The organism is Chryseobacterium pennae, assembly GCF_003385515.1.
GTDB classification, from domain to species: Bacteria; Bacteroidota; Bacteroidia; order Flavobacteriales; family Weeksellaceae; genus Chryseobacterium; species Chryseobacterium pennae.
In genome coordinates, this window is the sequence record NZ_QNVT01000039.1 from 1 (window position 1) to 15,213 (window position 15,213).

17 protein-coding genes and 1 tRNA gene are annotated in these 15,213 nt (G+C 35.4%); 6 read left to right on the forward strand and 12 right to left on the reverse strand.

Annotated elements, in window-relative coordinates:
- Nucleotides 1-217: 217 nt before the first annotated feature.
- The 7 genes from DRF65_RS26125 to thrA form a co-directional block, all read right to left on the reverse strand.
- Nucleotides 218-288: transfer RNA gene (locus tag DRF65_RS26125), tRNA-Cys, on the reverse strand.
- Between the two features lie 59 nt (nucleotides 289-347).
- Complete coding sequence (locus DRF65_RS26130; RefSeq protein WP_115973641.1) at nucleotides 348-845, reverse strand: RDD family protein; 498 nt, start codon at nucleotides 843-845, stop codon at nucleotides 348-350.
- Between the two features lie 32 nt (nucleotides 846-877).
- Nucleotides 878-2,242: a DUF4403 family protein gene (locus tag DRF65_RS26135; protein ID WP_115973642.1), complete on the reverse strand. Its 1,365-nt coding sequence runs from the start codon at nucleotides 2,240-2,242 to the stop codon at nucleotides 878-880.
- A 35-nt stretch (nucleotides 2,243-2,277) separates the two neighbouring features.
- Nucleotides 2,278-2,646, reverse strand: coding sequence for a dihydroneopterin aldolase (gene folB / locus DRF65_RS26140; protein WP_115973643.1), 369 nt, complete (start codon nucleotides 2,644-2,646; stop codon nucleotides 2,278-2,280).
- 3 nt (nucleotides 2,647-2,649) lie between these two features.
- Nucleotides 2,650-3,954 (reverse strand): threonine synthase, encoded by a 1,305-nt coding sequence (thrC, locus tag DRF65_RS26145; protein WP_115973644.1) that lies wholly within the window; start codon nucleotides 3,952-3,954, stop codon nucleotides 2,650-2,652.
- A gap of 13 nt (nucleotides 3,955-3,967) precedes the next feature.
- Nucleotides 3,968-4,897, reverse strand: a complete 930-nt coding sequence (locus tag DRF65_RS26150) for a homoserine kinase (RefSeq protein WP_115973645.1) — start codon at nucleotides 4,895-4,897, stop codon at nucleotides 3,968-3,970.
- 10 nt (nucleotides 4,898-4,907) lie between these two features.
- Nucleotides 4,908-7,364: a bifunctional aspartate kinase/homoserine dehydrogenase I gene (gene thrA, locus DRF65_RS26155; protein WP_115973646.1), complete on the reverse strand. Its 2,457-nt coding sequence runs from the start codon at nucleotides 7,362-7,364 to the stop codon at nucleotides 4,908-4,910.
- A gap of 332 nt (nucleotides 7,365-7,696) precedes the next feature.
- Here thrA and DRF65_RS26160 point away from each other — a divergent pair, with 332 nt between their 5' ends.
- The 5 genes from DRF65_RS26160 to DRF65_RS29360 all read left to right on the forward strand — a co-directional run bounded on the left by DRF65_RS26160 (nucleotide 7,697) and on the right by DRF65_RS29360 (nucleotide 8,862).
- On the forward strand, nucleotides 7,697-7,891 hold the full coding sequence (locus DRF65_RS26160; protein ID WP_115973647.1) for a bacteriocin-like protein: 195 nt from the start codon (nucleotides 7,697-7,699) through the stop codon (nucleotides 7,889-7,891).
- 68 nt (nucleotides 7,892-7,959) lie between these two features.
- A complete protein-coding gene (locus tag DRF65_RS28685; RefSeq protein WP_165852318.1) occupies nucleotides 7,960-8,130 on the forward strand; it encodes a bacteriocin-like protein in 171 nt (56 codons plus the stop codon).
- Between the two features lie 37 nt (nucleotides 8,131-8,167).
- Complete coding sequence (locus DRF65_RS28320) at nucleotides 8,168-8,365, forward strand: hypothetical protein (protein WP_123947438.1); 198 nt, start codon at nucleotides 8,168-8,170, stop codon at nucleotides 8,363-8,365.
- Nucleotides 8,366-8,417: 52 nt separating this feature from the next.
- On the forward strand, nucleotides 8,418-8,630 hold the full coding sequence (locus tag DRF65_RS26165; RefSeq protein WP_115973648.1) for a hypothetical protein: 213 nt from the start codon (nucleotides 8,418-8,420) through the stop codon (nucleotides 8,628-8,630).
- 28 nt (nucleotides 8,631-8,658) lie between these two features.
- Entirely contained in the window at nucleotides 8,659-8,862 is a 204-nt protein-coding gene (locus DRF65_RS29360; protein WP_123947439.1) for a bacteriocin-like protein, read from the forward strand.
- A gap of 64 nt (nucleotides 8,863-8,926) precedes the next feature.
- Here DRF65_RS29360 and nadA read toward each other — a convergent pair whose 3' ends face one another.
- The 3 genes from nadA to DRF65_RS26180 all read right to left on the reverse strand — a co-directional run bounded on the left by nadA (nucleotide 8,927) and on the right by DRF65_RS26180 (nucleotide 11,544).
- Nucleotides 8,927-9,946: a quinolinate synthase NadA gene (nadA, locus tag DRF65_RS26170; protein ID WP_115973649.1), complete on the reverse strand. Its 1,020-nt coding sequence runs from the start codon at nucleotides 9,944-9,946 to the stop codon at nucleotides 8,927-8,929.
- Between the two features lie 106 nt (nucleotides 9,947-10,052).
- Nucleotides 10,053-10,616 (reverse strand): guanylate kinase, encoded by a 564-nt coding sequence (gene gmk / locus DRF65_RS26175; protein ID WP_115973650.1) that lies wholly within the window; start codon nucleotides 10,614-10,616, stop codon nucleotides 10,053-10,055.
- Nucleotides 10,617-10,686: 70 nt separating this feature from the next.
- On the reverse strand, nucleotides 10,687-11,544 hold the full coding sequence (locus tag DRF65_RS26180; protein ID WP_115973651.1) for a YicC family protein: 858 nt from the start codon (nucleotides 11,542-11,544) through the stop codon (nucleotides 10,687-10,689).
- 95 nt (nucleotides 11,545-11,639) lie between these two features.
- Between DRF65_RS26180 and miaA the strand changes: the two genes are divergently transcribed.
- The gene (miaA, locus tag DRF65_RS26185; RefSeq protein ID WP_115973652.1) at nucleotides 11,640-12,554 is read left to right on the forward strand and encodes a tRNA (adenosine(37)-N6)-dimethylallyltransferase MiaA; all 915 of its coding nucleotides are present in this window, start codon (nucleotides 11,640-11,642) and stop codon (nucleotides 12,552-12,554) included.
- 126 nt (nucleotides 12,555-12,680) lie between these two features.
- Here miaA and DRF65_RS26190 read toward each other — a convergent pair whose 3' ends face one another.
- Both DRF65_RS26190 and DRF65_RS26195 read right to left on the reverse strand, forming a co-directional pair.
- Nucleotides 12,681-13,334, reverse strand: a complete 654-nt coding sequence (locus DRF65_RS26190; protein ID WP_115973653.1) for a hypothetical protein — start codon at nucleotides 13,332-13,334, stop codon at nucleotides 12,681-12,683.
- Nucleotides 13,335-13,482: 148 nt separating this feature from the next.
- On the reverse strand, nucleotides 13,483-14,895 hold the full coding sequence (locus tag DRF65_RS26195) for an efflux transporter outer membrane subunit (protein WP_115973654.1): 1,413 nt from the start codon (nucleotides 14,893-14,895) through the stop codon (nucleotides 13,483-13,485).
- Nucleotides 14,896-15,213: the final 318 nt, after the last annotated feature.

Sequence of the window (15,213 nt, forward strand, 5' to 3'; positions counted from 1 at the left end):
AAAATCAAAAACTTTAGATTACAGCTCAGAGGAGTAAAAGATAAATCTTTTTTTCTTTTTAGATTAACCAAACTTTTTGCGTAATCCACAACTTTTGGTACTGATCCATTTTTTATCTTCAGCTTAGTTTTTCGGTTGGATTATTTTAAGATTGATAAGTAAAATATTGCAAAAAATATAATAAAAAAAACCTCTAAATAAAATTTAGAGGTTTTAGAGGTACCTAGCGGATTCGAACCGCTGTAGATGGTGTTGCAGACCACTGCCTAGCCGCTCGGCCAAAGTACCATGTCTTACCATTTTTGAGGTGTGCAAATATAGCTAAATTTCTATATAATCCAAAGTTTTTATGCAATTTCTTTCTTTCCCAGACCGTCAATTTCGCTTTTAGCCTGTTTTTCAGACTCATAATTTTTAATATTAATTACCCTTGTATCTGTCCAACTGTCATGCCATCCATTAACTCCGAAAAAAGAGAGTCCATCAAAGGGGACAAGTCTGGCAAGATTTCTATAAATAATTTGTTGGGTTGTTGGTTTTGTGGCATTAGTACTTATTACTTTGGTACCTGTAATATATTTTCCTACTGTTCTCCCGTTTAAAAAATTTTCCATCGAAAAGTAATAAATAAAACAGTTAATATTTCCGATGAGGAACTGCCACCATATAGCACTGTTACCGTAAAAATAGAAATATTCAATATCAGTAAGGGCATAAAGAATATCAGAGATCATAGTTATAATAAGATTGAGAATGATTAGTATAAACAGATCAATAAGATTATTCAAAAACCTGATTCCAAGTGAAGCTTTATGATCTTCAACTATTTTTAAAAATTTTCTCATGGATGGTTATTAGTCTTTTAAATTTTAGAATTTTAGAATCCGTTGACAAGAAGCTTTAAAGTGGCATTAGTGTCAATGACTGCAGTGATTCCTGTATTGTTGAGAAGTATTTTACTTGGTTTAAGATTGAATACTTTTCCACTCATCTTTAATCCTTTATAATATTCTTTGTTGAAAGCGTCCTCAATGCTTTTTCTGGATGTTTCTTCAAGTTCCTGGGTTGGAATTCCGTATTCTTCTTCAATCATTTTTACAATTTTCCCCTGAAATAGGACAGAAGCTGTTTTTTGAAGAATATTCATTGTTTTAAGCTTGAACTTGGTATCCGATAAAACTATTTTTCTTTTGGCTTCATCATACACTGGAATTCCTGAAACAACAGCTGTTCCTTTGATGTAACCATCTGTTTGTGCTTCAATGACGATTCTGTTATCCAAACCATATACTCTTATATCTGTTACCTTTACTTTGGAATCCCTGATGTCGAATTCTTTATTTAAAAATGTTTTTCTGGCCATATTGCTGGCTTCTGTAAAAGGAATGTTAGCCGTAGTCTGTAAAACAAATTTATCTGCAACAGTGGGAGAGAAATTGAAATTACTTGCTGAAGTTACAGATGGAGAGGAAGCAGGTTTACTTCCGGTAAAGGTTTCCGAGAAAATATCAATTCCAAGAGTTGCATTGATCTGATTTCCGTAGAATTTTAACGGGGTAATATTAACGCCTACCGGACTTACTTTCAGCCAGGTATTATATTCTTCAGAAATATTGAATGGCTGTGCAAATGTATTCCAGGCCATAACGGCATATTGCTGAAAATTCAGTTGGGTTGCCATTTGCTGATCTATGGTTTTGCAAAATTTTAGCTGTTGCTCCTTCAGGCTTTTTTCAACAATAGGAGTGATAGGAATCTGTATTCTGCCATAATCCAGAACTGGTTTTGTTACCCATCTGAAACCGTTAGGCTGAGTGTTGGTGGTGATGGTCCAGTTGTTTTTAAAACTAACGGTTGTATTAAAGGACATTACCGTTTCAAAAGTAGTATTCTGATAAGAATAAACTCCCAGGGTTCCGATTCCTTTTTCTGCCCAGATTTTTAAAGGAACTTCAATCAGGAGGTTTTGGCTGGTTCCTCCTACAAGACGGATAGGTCTGGTTTTCCAGACTTTAACTTTAAACTGGTCATTATTGTTATCTGTATAAGAATCGTCCTGATAGATAAGATCTTTTACAGAAGCGTTTACCATATTGCTGAGTTCTGTAAGCGGGATCGTTACCGGCATGGTAATGCTGGATCTTATCTTCGGAAAGTTATAACTAGCTAATTGATTATCAACACTTCCCTGACCGAAAGCATTGATAAATGCTACTAAAAATAATATTTTAATGAGTTTCAATTTTGTATTTTTTTAATGAAATAAAAATAAGAATTTTAATTTTCCGGCTTAAAACTTTTTTCAAGCTCAATGCCTGCTCCTTTCATTTCTCCCTGCATAGGCGGTGCTGTTTTGGTAAGTTTAAGCCTGATATAGCTGATCTGTGGAAAATGGTCATGAATTTTTGAGATAATTCTTCCGGCCACATGTTCCAGAAGCTTGGATTTTATCTTCATTTCCTGATGAATAATATCATTAATATCGGCATAGCTTATGGTGTCATTCAGATCATCAGATTCTGATGCTTTCCACAGATCGGTATGAAATTCTGCATTTAAAATATAATAGGTCCCAATAATATTTTCTTCCGGCAAAACCCCGTGATAGGCATATATTTTTACATCTTCAAGATATATCTTACTCATTGTTTAATTTTTGTCAAGCAAAAATCGCTTTAATTCTTCAAAATCTGAATTTATTTCTACAGTTTTTTTCTCCTTTTTCATCAGGTCATTCAGAGACTGGGGAATTTCAATTTTAGTTTTGATTGCAGCTTCTACTGCATCTGGAAATTTAACAGGATGTGCCGTTCCGAGAATGATCCCTTTTTTACCCGGATTTTCCTGAAGGTATTGTTGCAGTGAAGCAAAGGCTACGGCGCTATGGGGATCCAGAATATAATGGTATTTATTATAAGTTTCCGTAATAGTCTGCATCGTTTTTTGGTCATCAATAGAATAGCCCGATATTTTATTTTTTAAAAGGTCAAATTCATTGTTAAAGAGTTCAAGGATTCTGACAAAATTACTGGGATCCCCCACATCCATAGCATTGGATAGGGTTGCAATTGCTTTTTTAGGATTGAATTTTTTAGTTTTTAAATATTCAGGAATTACGTCGTTAGCATTACAGGCTGCAATAAAATGGTCGGCAGGAAGACCACGGAGATGTGCTAATATTCCAGCGCAGATATTTCCGAAATTCCCACTTGGAACACAGATAACAGGTGCTTTCTTTTCCATCTTTTGCCATTGTTTTAAGGCTAGAAGATAATAAATCTGCTGGGGAAGCCATCTTGCAATATTGATGGAATTGGCAGAAGTCAGAAATAATTGACTGTTGATTTCCTCATTTGCAAAGGCCTGCTTTACCAGACTTTGGCAGTCATCAAAACTCCCATTGACTTCCAGGGCATAAATATTTTTTCCTAATGCTGTAAGCTGTTTTTCCTGAACAGGACTTACTCTGTTTTTAGGATAAAGAATAACGACATCAATTCCAGGGATATCATAGAATCCATGGGCAACAGCTCCACCGGTATCTCCGGAAGTAGCGACCAAAACAGTAACTTTTTTCTTCTTATCTTCTAAAAAATAAGACAGACATCTGCTCATAAATCCTGCGCCAATATCTTTGAATGCAAGGGTAGGACCATGAAAAAGCTCAAGCACTGAGATGTCATCATTTATTTTTTTTAAAGGAATTTCAAAACTTATGGTTTCTGCAACGATCTTTCTTAGTATTTCTGAAGGAATTTCATCTCCGGTAAAATCTTTCATACATTGATAAGCAATCTCTTCATCAGAATATTGATGAAGATTCTGAATGAATTCTTCTTTGAAGTACGGAATACTTCCGGGAAAGAATAATCCTTTATTTTTCCCCTGTCCTTTTATGGTTGCAGTTCTGAAATCAACGTTTTCCTGACTGTCTTTTAAATTATAATATTTCATCTGTTTTTTTATTCTAATTTGGTTCTTCAACGATTTCAATTCCTACCGGATTTATTTTGGAAACATAGACGAGGTTGTCTACTTGGATTTCATCATAGATTGCTTTCATCATACCGGCAATTTTTTCAGCTGTTTCTTTTTCTTCTGTAAGCATAAAAATGGAAGGTCCAGACCCTGAAATTCCTCCTCCCAGGGCTCCGATCTGAAGGCTTTTCGACTTAATTTCATCAAATCTCGGAATTAAGATACTCCGCACAGGCTCTACGATGACATCGTTGAGACTTCTGCCGATCAGTGAAAAATCATTTTTCTGAATACCGGCTACGAGACCAGCAATGTTTCCCCATTGTTCAACGGCACTTTTTAAGGTGATGGTTTTCTTTAAGATCTGCCTTGAATCGGAAGTTTTAACTTCCACCTGAGGATGTACCGCAGCAACAAATAAATCAGGTGCATTCAATGGAATGATATCAATCGGGTTTGTAGATTTTACCAATGTGATCCCACCATAGATGCAAGGGGCAATATTGTCTGCATGACGAACACCTGAGGCGAGTTCTTCTCCAAACATTGCAAAATGGATCATTTCATCTTTTGACATGATATTTCCTAATACAATATTGGCTCCCAAGGCAGCTCCGGCGGCGCTAGCCGCGCTGGAGCCGAGCCCGCTTCCAGGTTTTATATGTTTGTGAATAATGACCTCAAAACCATTTTTTAAGTTGAAATGTTCCTGAATTTTTAAAAGCACAATTCCTGCAACATTTTTAAAGGGTTCTTCAGGAAGTCCAAACGGATCTGTATGTCTGATAATGATTTCATGAGTTTCTAATAACCGGATTTCCATTTCATCATAAGGTTCATATACTGCCATACCCAGGATGTCAAATCCACATACAAGATTGGCTACGGTAGCCGGAATTTTTAATTTTACTTTTTTCATATTCTTGTTTTTAAACTGAACGTATAATGTCTGCGAAAATACCACTGGCTGTTACTTCAGCGCCTGCACCAGCACCTTTGATAACCAAGGGCTGTTCGGAATATCTTAAGGTTTTAAAAATGACAATATTGTCTTTTCCATAAAGATGAAACAGGTCACTTCCAGGAGCCACATGCTGTAACCCTACTTTAGCTTTTCCATCCTTAAACTCTGCTGTATATTTCAGAATTTTTCCTTCTTTCTGTGCACTATCAAACAGAGATTTAAAATGATTTTCATATTCTGTGAGTTTTTCATAGAACTGTTCTACATTTCCTTCCATACAGGCCTCAGGAAGGAATCCTATATTTTCAATCTCCTCAAACTGTAATGGATACCCGGCTTCTCTGGCAAGGATCAAAATTTTTCTGGCCACATCGGTTCCTGAAAGATCGAGTCTTGGATCCGGTTCTGTATATCCTTCTTTCTGTGCCTGGGCTACTACTTCAGAAAATGTTCTGCTTCCGTCATAAGCATTAAAAACAAAATTTAATGTTCCGCTAAGAACAGCTTCAATGGAAGTTATTTTATCGCCACTTTTAATGAGATCATTGATGGTGCCTATTACCGGAAGTCCTGCTCCTACATTGGTCTCAAAATGGAAACTGCAATTGTGGTTTCTTGCCGTATTCTTTAATGTTGTATACTTTTCAAAATCTGATGAAGCGGCAATTTTATTGCAGGCAACAATATTGATGCTCCTTTTTAATAGACTCTCATATACTTCTGGGATTTCAGAACTTGCTGTTATATCTACAAAAACCGAGTTTCTTAAATTGCGGATTATGATTTCTTCAGCAAATCTCTGAGCGGAGGCTTCAGTTCCTGACTCATTCCAGCTGATATATTCTTCTTTAGAAATACCTTTGTCTGCAAAGATCATTTTCCGGCTGTTGGAAAGGCCGGCAATTCTTAAATTGATGAAATGATTTTCCCGCAGATATTGATTTTGGTCATAGATCTGCTTGATGAGTTTAGTACCTACGTTTCCGGTTCCGCAGATATAAAGATGTATCTGTTTTATTTCGGATTCAAAAAAGTCTTCATGAAGAACATTCACTGCTTTTCTGGCATCTTTTTCAGCAATGACAACACTGATGTTTCTTTCTGATGAACCTTGTGCAATTGTTCTTATATTGATGCCGTTATTCCCCAGACATCCAAACATTTTGGCACTTACACCACTTCTGCTTTTCATATTTTCACCCACTAAGGCTACAATAGAAAGTCCGGTTTCAATAGTGACAGGTGCTATTCTTTTTAAATTAATATCATCAGCAAAGGAAACATTAATTGCACTTTCAGCGGCTGCTATATCTTTCTGATGAATAGCTATGGTAATGGAATGTTCCGAAGATCCCTGAGTAATCAGAATAACGTTTATTTTTTCCTGACTCAGACATTGAAACAGTTTGGCCGAAATTCCGGGAATTCCTACCATTCCACTGCCTTCCAAAGTGAGAAGTGCAATATTACCCATATTTGAAATCCCTACAGCGACCTCCTGTTTTTCGTTTTCTGAAATATTCAGATTATGGGTAACCAGTGTTCCCTGTGCTTCCGGATCAAATGTGTTTTTGATTTTAAGATTAATATTTCTAACCATCACTGGCTGAATTGATGGTGGATAAATGACTTTCGCTCCGAAATGAGAAAGTTCCATGGCTTCATGGTAGGAAATTTCTGCAATAGGTTTTGCATGGGTAGCCAGACGGGGATCTGCAGTCATCATTCCGCTCACATCTGTCCATATCTGAAGTTCTTCAGCATGAATAGCAGCAGCAATAATAGCAGCAGTATAATCTGATCCTCCACGTCCTAATGTTGTCATGTGGCCATTTTCATCATGAGCTGTAAAGCCTGGTCCTATGATGACCTGATGCTGATGCTGATGCTGACTGAAATAATTTTTAAAGTTATTTTCGGTGATGTTGAAATTTACTTTTGCATTGGTAAAATTGCTGTCAGTTATAATGAGTTCGGAAGTATTCATCCATAAACAGTCTAATCCCTGATGCTGGAGTCTGGCTGCAATAATGCTTGAGGACAGAAATTCTCCATAGGCTGCAATTCTGTCTTTGATTTTTGGAGTAAGCTCACCAAGAACGAAAACTCCGTTGTAAAGATCTTCGAGATCATTAAATTGTTTTTTCACAAAGCTCAATAAAGAACTTTGTTCTAAGACCGGGATAAGTTCCTTGACAAGATTCAGATGTTTTTCTTCTGCTTTTTTAAGAAGTGACTGATAGTCGTTATTTTTAACGGAAGCACTGTCTGCAGCCTGAATAAGAAGGTCTGTTACTCCGTGAAGTGCGGATACTATAACTACAACATTGCATTGTGAAGATTCCTTTTTAACAATGTTTTCTACCAACTGGATATTCTGAGAATTGGCGACTGATGTTCCGCCGAATTTTAAAATTTTCATCAATTATTGATTTGAGGTTAGATAAAACGAAAGAGTTACTCTTTATAAAAGAGTACAGGGTACTGGAATAATATGTGAAAATTTACCCCTTTATGGGGTAGTTGTTGTAGTTGTGAATGTGGAAACAGCAGATACTCCTGAAATGGGTGACTTCAGGATAGAAATATCAGATATGTTTCTTGAAAAATTCATTGTAACAAAACAAATGTACAAATTATTTTGGAATGGCCAACTTTTAATACAAATAAAATGATAAATCCTTTTGTTGAGAAATATTTGGTGTAATTAATTAAAAATCTTATATTTATGAGATTAACTAAAATAAAAATTCTATGAAAAATTCAAAAAAAATTAAGAGAGAAAATTTAAAATCAATTAATGGAGGAGGACCTGGTGATTGTTATGAAACTTGTCCTGTGGGGCCTTATGGTCCAAATGATGTAAGATCATGTGATAACTTTAATAGCTTACCTGAATGTTGTAAAGGAAGGGTAATTGTAAGCAGTGAATGCTTTGGGCCTTATTAATCTTTTTTAATAGAATAAAATTATTATACAACAGTATTTTCTACTTATTATTTTAAAATTAAAACATTATGAAAACAATTAAAAAATTAACACGAGAGCAAAAGAAAAGTATCAGTGGTGGTGCAACACAAATTCAAATTGATGCTTGTGGCAGTGAGCAGCTTGTATGTTTTATGGGAGGAGGTAAATGGGGATGTTGGCTAAAGCCGGGTGGGAAATGTTATGCTCCAATGCTGTAACTTGAATCAGATTACAATCATTCAAAATTTTTATAGTATGAAAAAATTATCAAGATTCAGTCTTAAAAGTATTGAAGGGGCCAATGCATCTATTTGTAACGGATGTCCTAGCCATATTATGTATGGACCGGGGCCAGAATATGGTGGAACATGTGAAAATTATTTTACACTACCTGATTATTGCAGAAACAGAAACTGTGTAGGAGTAAGTATTTACTGTTTTGGGGATAGGTAATAGAAATAATTATATTTTTTTTAAAAAATACTAATTAATAATAAACTTAAACATGAAAAAACTATCAAGAACAAAACTGAAAAATATCAAAGGTAAGGAACAGCAGGGATGTAGTGGTTGTCCTACAGGCGGGAATTATGGTGATGGGCCAGAGTACACGAATAGTTGCTGGAGCTATTGGGCATTATCTCCGAACTGCAGAAACTGTGTAGACGTAAGTGCAGATTGCTACGGCCCGGATTATTCGGACTATTATAGCAAATAAGTATATTAACATCAAAAATTAAACTACTATGAAAAATCTAAAGAAATTAAACAGAAAAGCACTAGAAGAATTGCACGGAGCAGGTCCATCAAGATGCGGTGGGTGTCCACAAAATGCTACTTTTGGAAATGGACCTAATGATTATTCGTGCGCTACTTACCAAGCACTTCCCACTTATTGTAAAATGTGTGTGATTGTCAGCAGTGATTGCATGGATGGTGGAGTATCTTAAAGAACCTCTAAGGAGTTTTGAAATAAAAAAGAGGCTATCTCACTTTTGAGACAGCCTCTTTTGTTTACTTTATGCTTTTGGAAAGGTCAAGCATTGCCTCGATCGGCTTCAATGCTTTTAACCTTAATTCTTCGTCGATAAGGATCTCAGGAAGCTCGTATTTCATACATAAATACAATTTTTCCATGGTGTTACGTTTCATGTAAAAACATTCTGAACAGTTACAACTCTCGTCAAAAACCAATGCAGGAATCAATTCCTTGTGTGGTGCACGTTTTCTCATTTCGTGAAGAATCCCTTCTTCTGTTGCGATGATAAACTTTTGGCAATCGTCTTTTTCTACAAAATTAAGTAGAGCTGAAGTGGAGCCAATGAAGTGTGCTAATTTTAAAACAGCCTCTTCACTTTCCGGGTGTGCAATCATTTTTGCATCCGGATTGTCTGCAAGTTGTTTTGCGATTCTTTCCATTGAAAATGCCTCATGTACTATGCAGCTTCCGTCCCAAAGGATCATATCACGACCTGTCTTTTTAGATAAATATCTTCCCAGATTTTTGTCCGGTGCGAAAATAATAGGTCTGTCTTTTGGTAGGGCTTCAATAACGGTTTCAGCATTTGAACTTGTTACGATGATATCACTTTCAGCCTTAGTTTCAGCATTACAGTTAATGTATGTGGCAATTAAGGCATCAGGATGTTGCTCACGCATTTTTCTCAATCCTTCTCCTGAACATCCGTCTGCCAGAGAGCATCCGGCCATGGTATCAGGAAGGACTACTTTTTTAGTTGGATTAAGGATCTTTGCTGCTTCGGCCATGAAATGTACTCCGCAGAATACGATCATATCAGCGTTGGTTTCTTTTGCCTGTCTTGCCAACTGCAAAGAATCACCAAGGAAATCAGCAATATCCTGAATTTCTCCCGGTTGATAATAATGGGCAAGGATGACAGCATTTTTCTCTTCCTTAAGTTTCAGAATGGCCTTTACCAAGTCTTCTCCCTGAGGAATCGCAATATCTTTTATATCCAGGAATCCTTTTACAGGAATCGCAGATTTAGCTTTTTCTAATGTTTCGGTACTCATATCAACGTCAATGTTTTTTATTATCAGAAGTTAGAGGTTAGAAATGAGAAGTTAGATTTTGATGAAAGCATATTACTTACATCTTCTGACCTCCATCTTCCAGCCATTAATTATTGATAAAACTTTTTATTAAACTTTCTATTTCTTTTTTAGCTTCATCAAGATCGGAATTGATGACGATCCTGTCAAATTCGCTGGCATAAGACATTTCTTCTTCAGCCTTTTCCACGCGGGTTTTAATGGTTTCAGCATCATCCGTATTTCTTGAAATCAATCTTCGTTCCAGTTCTTCAATGGAAGGCGGTTCTATAAAAATAGATAAAGCCTTTTCTCCGAAGTATTTTTTCAGGGAAATTCCTCCTTTTACGTCTACATCAAAAATAACAACTTTTCCCTGATTCCAGATCTTTTCCACTTCAGATTTTAAAGTTCCATAATATTTATCAGTGTATACTTCTTCATATTCTACAAAAGCATCTTCTGAAATTTTCTGTCTGAATTCATCAGGCGATAAAAAATGATAGTCCACAGCATGTACTTCACTTCCTCTAGGTTGTCTCGTAGTACATGAGATTGAAAATTCCAGTTCCGGGAAAGTTTCCAGGGAATGCTTTACCAATGTAGTTTTTCCGCTTCCAGACGGTGCTGAAAATATAATTACTTTATCCATTCAGATTAGAGATTTTTAGATTGGAGATATGAGACAGAATCTCACCATCCCTTGTCTATAGGTCTATGGTCTATAATACGTTTAACGTTTGTTCTTTAATTTTCTCCAAATCATCCTTCATCATCACTACCAGTTTCTGAATTTCAGCATGATTGGCCTTGGAACCTAATGTATTGATCTCTCTTCCGATTTCCTGAGAAATAAAGCCCAGTTTTTTACCGTTGAAAGATTCATTGTCCATTACTTCCTTGTAATATTTCAAATGCTGAGTAAGTCTTACTTTTTCTTCTGAAATATCCAGTTTTTCCGTGAAATAAGCCATTTCCTGATAGAAACGGGTTTCGTCTACATTTTCGAATTCTTTCAGAGTCTTTTGATAACGTTCTTTTACACTTACGATTCTTTCTTCTTCAAAAGGAATCACTTCGCCCAGATACTGTTCAATATTCTGAATATTTCTGTTTAATTCTTCATGTAAAATACCGCCTTCAGTTTTTCTGAACTCTTCAAATCTATCAACTGCAGCATGAACGATTTTCGCTAATGCTTCCCATTCACCTTCTGTCAATTCATCAGGTCTTGAGGAGATGGCATCCGGAAGCCTTACTGCCATTTTCAGGTATTCGAAATCAGGACCATCTGATGCAATATTTTTAAATTCATTAATGTATGAATCAATTAAACCTTTATTGATTTTTACATCATTAGATTCTTCAAGGTTTTCAAGATTGACATAGCAGTCAACTTTTCCACGGATAATTCTATCGTTAAGAATTTTTCTGATCTCAAATTCTTTTTCTTTGTAACGTAAAGGAATTTTGATATTTAAATCAAAGCTCTTGCTGTTCAGTGATTTAATATCTATTGTTATTTTTTTTCCTTCAAAAACACCTTCGGCTCTACCGAAGCCAGTCATTGATAAAATCATAGTTTTTTATTGTTCTACAAAGATAAACATTTAAATTAGCACAGTGAAATCTGTAAAAGATTCTATTTTACTGATAAAATAATGAATGTGAACTGATGAAAAATCTGATTTCTGTAGTAGGACCCACCGGAATAGGCAAAACAAAACTGGCAATTGATCTGGCGAAACATTTCAATACCGAGATTATTTCCTGTGATTCCCGGCAGTTTTTCAAGGAGATGAAAATAGGAACTGCAGCCCCCTCTGAAGAAGAATTGGCTGAAGCACCTCATCATTTTATAGGAAATCTTTCAGTAGAAGAATACTATTCTATCGGGCAATATGAAGAAGATGCTCTGAAAAAACTTAATGAACTTTTTCAAAATCATGACACTGTAATTTTGGTCGGTGGAAGTATGATGTATGAAAAAGCTGTGATTGAAGGGCTGAATGATCTGCCTGAAGCTGATGTTGAAAATCAGGAAAAGCTTCAGAAACTTATGGAAGAGGAGGGAGTTGAAAAGCTTCAGCAAATTTTAAAAGAGTTAGATCCTGAGTATTTTGAAGTAGTGGATATTCACAATCACCGAAGACTTTTACGTGCCATTGATGTGATCTGGCAAACGGATAAAAAATATTCTGAACAGATTGCTGTTTCCCAGGATTCCAGAGATTTCAACGTGATAAGAATAGGAATTGAAGCTCCAAGAGAAGAGTTGTACGACAGAATCAATCGCAGGGTTGATATTATGATGGAAAAAGGTCTTTTGGATGAGGTGAAAGGTTTAGAGAGATTCAAAGGATTAACAGCTCAGAATACAGTTGGCTATGCTGAACTATTCAAATATTTTGATGGCGAATGGGATCTTGATTTTGCCGTTTCTGAGATTAAAAAGAATAGCCGCAGGTATGCTAAGCGTCAATTGACATGGTATAGAAAGGCAGATGATATTCATTATTTACAAATAGGATATTCTCAGGAGAATTATAATGATTTGATTCTTTGGATTACAGATAAATTTCAGAATTGATTTTTTGAATGTTAAGGTTTATTAATGTGGCAAGCAGGCTAAGATAACCCTCACTTTAAGGAAGAATATTTTAAAAACTATTCTTAATGAAACTGATTTTTTAAATTATCTTAATGGTTTAGATAATTATAATAACTCCAATAAAGGATGGCCAAAAGTCATTTCATTATTTGTTAAATTAAAGGTATAAATATCGTGTTTTTCAGCTCTTTTTCCACCAGTAAAATTGAATAATGATTCATTCATTCCAATATCTAAATTTACATAATGAATGGAATTGTCGATTAATTTTTTTTGAACTAAATTATCTTCAATAACATTGTTGTCATTGTGGCTCTCGTTTAAAATAGGATTAAAAAGTTTAATATATAGCCTTTCAAGTAGTCTGACTGAAGTTTTACTATTTAGGTCTTTTATTTCATTAAAAATCTCCATTGGATTATTATAAAATGTATTTAATCCCAAATAAGAAAAACGAATATGTAAAAAATATACTACAAGTTTATCTTTGGGTTCTTTGAGAGTTGTTGCTTTTAATATTTTTTCATGCCGATAAAATCGGTTTTCTTTATCAAATGTTTCGCCTACATATAAAACTTCTGGTTTTGAAAATCGGTTAAAAAGGAATCCTTTTGATCTTAATCTACAAACAAAGTAAATTCTTGATGAAGCAATGATTTCATTCGTTTTATCATATAAATCCATAAATTCTTTATCAATTACTTTTTCATAGGGAAGCATGTAAGCATTTTGAATTTTGTAAGAAATTGTATCATTCATATATGACTAATTTTGGATAAATTAGGGGTGTTACTTTTTGTATAAAGTTATGAAAATTAGATGAATGAAAAGAAATAATTTATTTTTTTAAATAACAAAAAAATGCGGTCCTATAAAGAACCGCATTCAAACAATATAATTTAATTTACTACTTCCAACCGCCGCCCAGCGCTCTGTATAAATCTACAATGGTGCTTAATCTCTGTCTTTTAATGGAAGCAAGATTCAACTCGGCCTGAAGTGAATTTCCCTGTGCGGTAATCACTTCAAGATAATTGGCTGAACCTCCTCTGTAAAGAAGTTGTGCACTTTTAATTCCATCTTTCAATGTGGTGGATTGTTCTGCTGCTTTCTGTTCCTGAACTTTTAAATTCTCATTAGACACCAAAGCATCGGAAACTTCACCTACTGCATTCAACACAGACTGACGGAATGCCAGTACATTTTTCTCTCTTTGAATTTTAGCTACCTCAAAATCAGTTTTCAATTGTCTTTTCTGAAAAATAGGCTGAGTAATGCCTCCTAAAACAGACCCAAATAATGATGCCGGAATCTGAAACCAGTTATCAAATTTGAATGAATTGACACCTCCATTGGCCGTAATCTTTAGTGCAGGATACATATTGGCCTGAGCAATTCCTACCATGGCATTGGATTCCAGCAAAACAAGCTCCTGCTGGCGTACATCAGGTCTGCGGCTTACCATAGCTGCCGGAAGCCCTGCTGTGATATTTTGAGGCAGGGAAGTATCAGACATCTCAAGGGTTCTGTTAACTTTATTAGGAGTTTCCCCAACCAAAATACTCAATGCATTTTCCTGAATAGCGATATTCTGTTCTAATTGGGAAATCAGAAGTTCCGTGGCTTGCTTTTGAGCTGTAGCCTGCTGAACTCCTAAAGAGGTTGTGTCACCACTTTCCCACATTTTTTGTGTAATCAATAGAGTATTGCTGGTTAACTCCAAATTGGACTTTGCAATTGTAAGCTGCTTATCCAGCATCAACAGATTATAATATCCCTGTGCAATAGCAGCTACCACTTGGGTTTGAATTGCTTTCGAACCTTCATAGGTCTGCAGATACTGCATTCTGGAAACTTCCTGTTGGTTTTTTATTTTTCCCCAGATATCAGCTTCCCATGAAAGATTGAATGCGGCATTATAATCTTCAACATGATTTTGGCCTAAAAATAAATTCATGCTCTGACCATTCATACTATTTTTAGATGGTCTGGAAATCTGTGCAGCTACTCCGAAACCAACATCCGGATATTGCATATAATTTGCCTGTTTCAGTTTTTCCTGTGAAGAGGCTACCTGTTTTAAGGCAATCTGAAGGTCATAATTGTTTTTAATTCCTTTTTCAATCAGTTCCTGTAAAATAGGATCGCTGAAAAACTGTTTCCATTCCAGATTGGCAATGCTCGCTGTATCAGCTGTAGCAGTGTACTGGAATTTTTCCGGTAACGGAAGGTCCGGCTCCGTGTATGCCAGTTTTGACACACACGAAACAGATCCTAAAGCTATGGCGAATGTTAATATAATATTTTTTATTCTTTTCATAGTTTTTGTTTAATAAACTTTAATGAAGTAGAAAACTTTGAGGAATATTTTGATCATAGATTTACATCCATGTTGATATGGAAAATCAAAAGTTTTTAAAACTTGTATGTTATTTTCTATGTTCAGCTTTTATCACCTTAAATGGCTTGGTGTTAAAAGTTTTCCTATTCCTCAATAGTTTGTATAATTTTATTTTACCACAGATGACACAGATTTACACAGATGCTTTCGGATGAGAAAATCAACGATTTTCAAAAATTTATGTGGACTTCTTATGCAGTATACTTTTAACTTAAAATCACATAATTGTTTGAAATC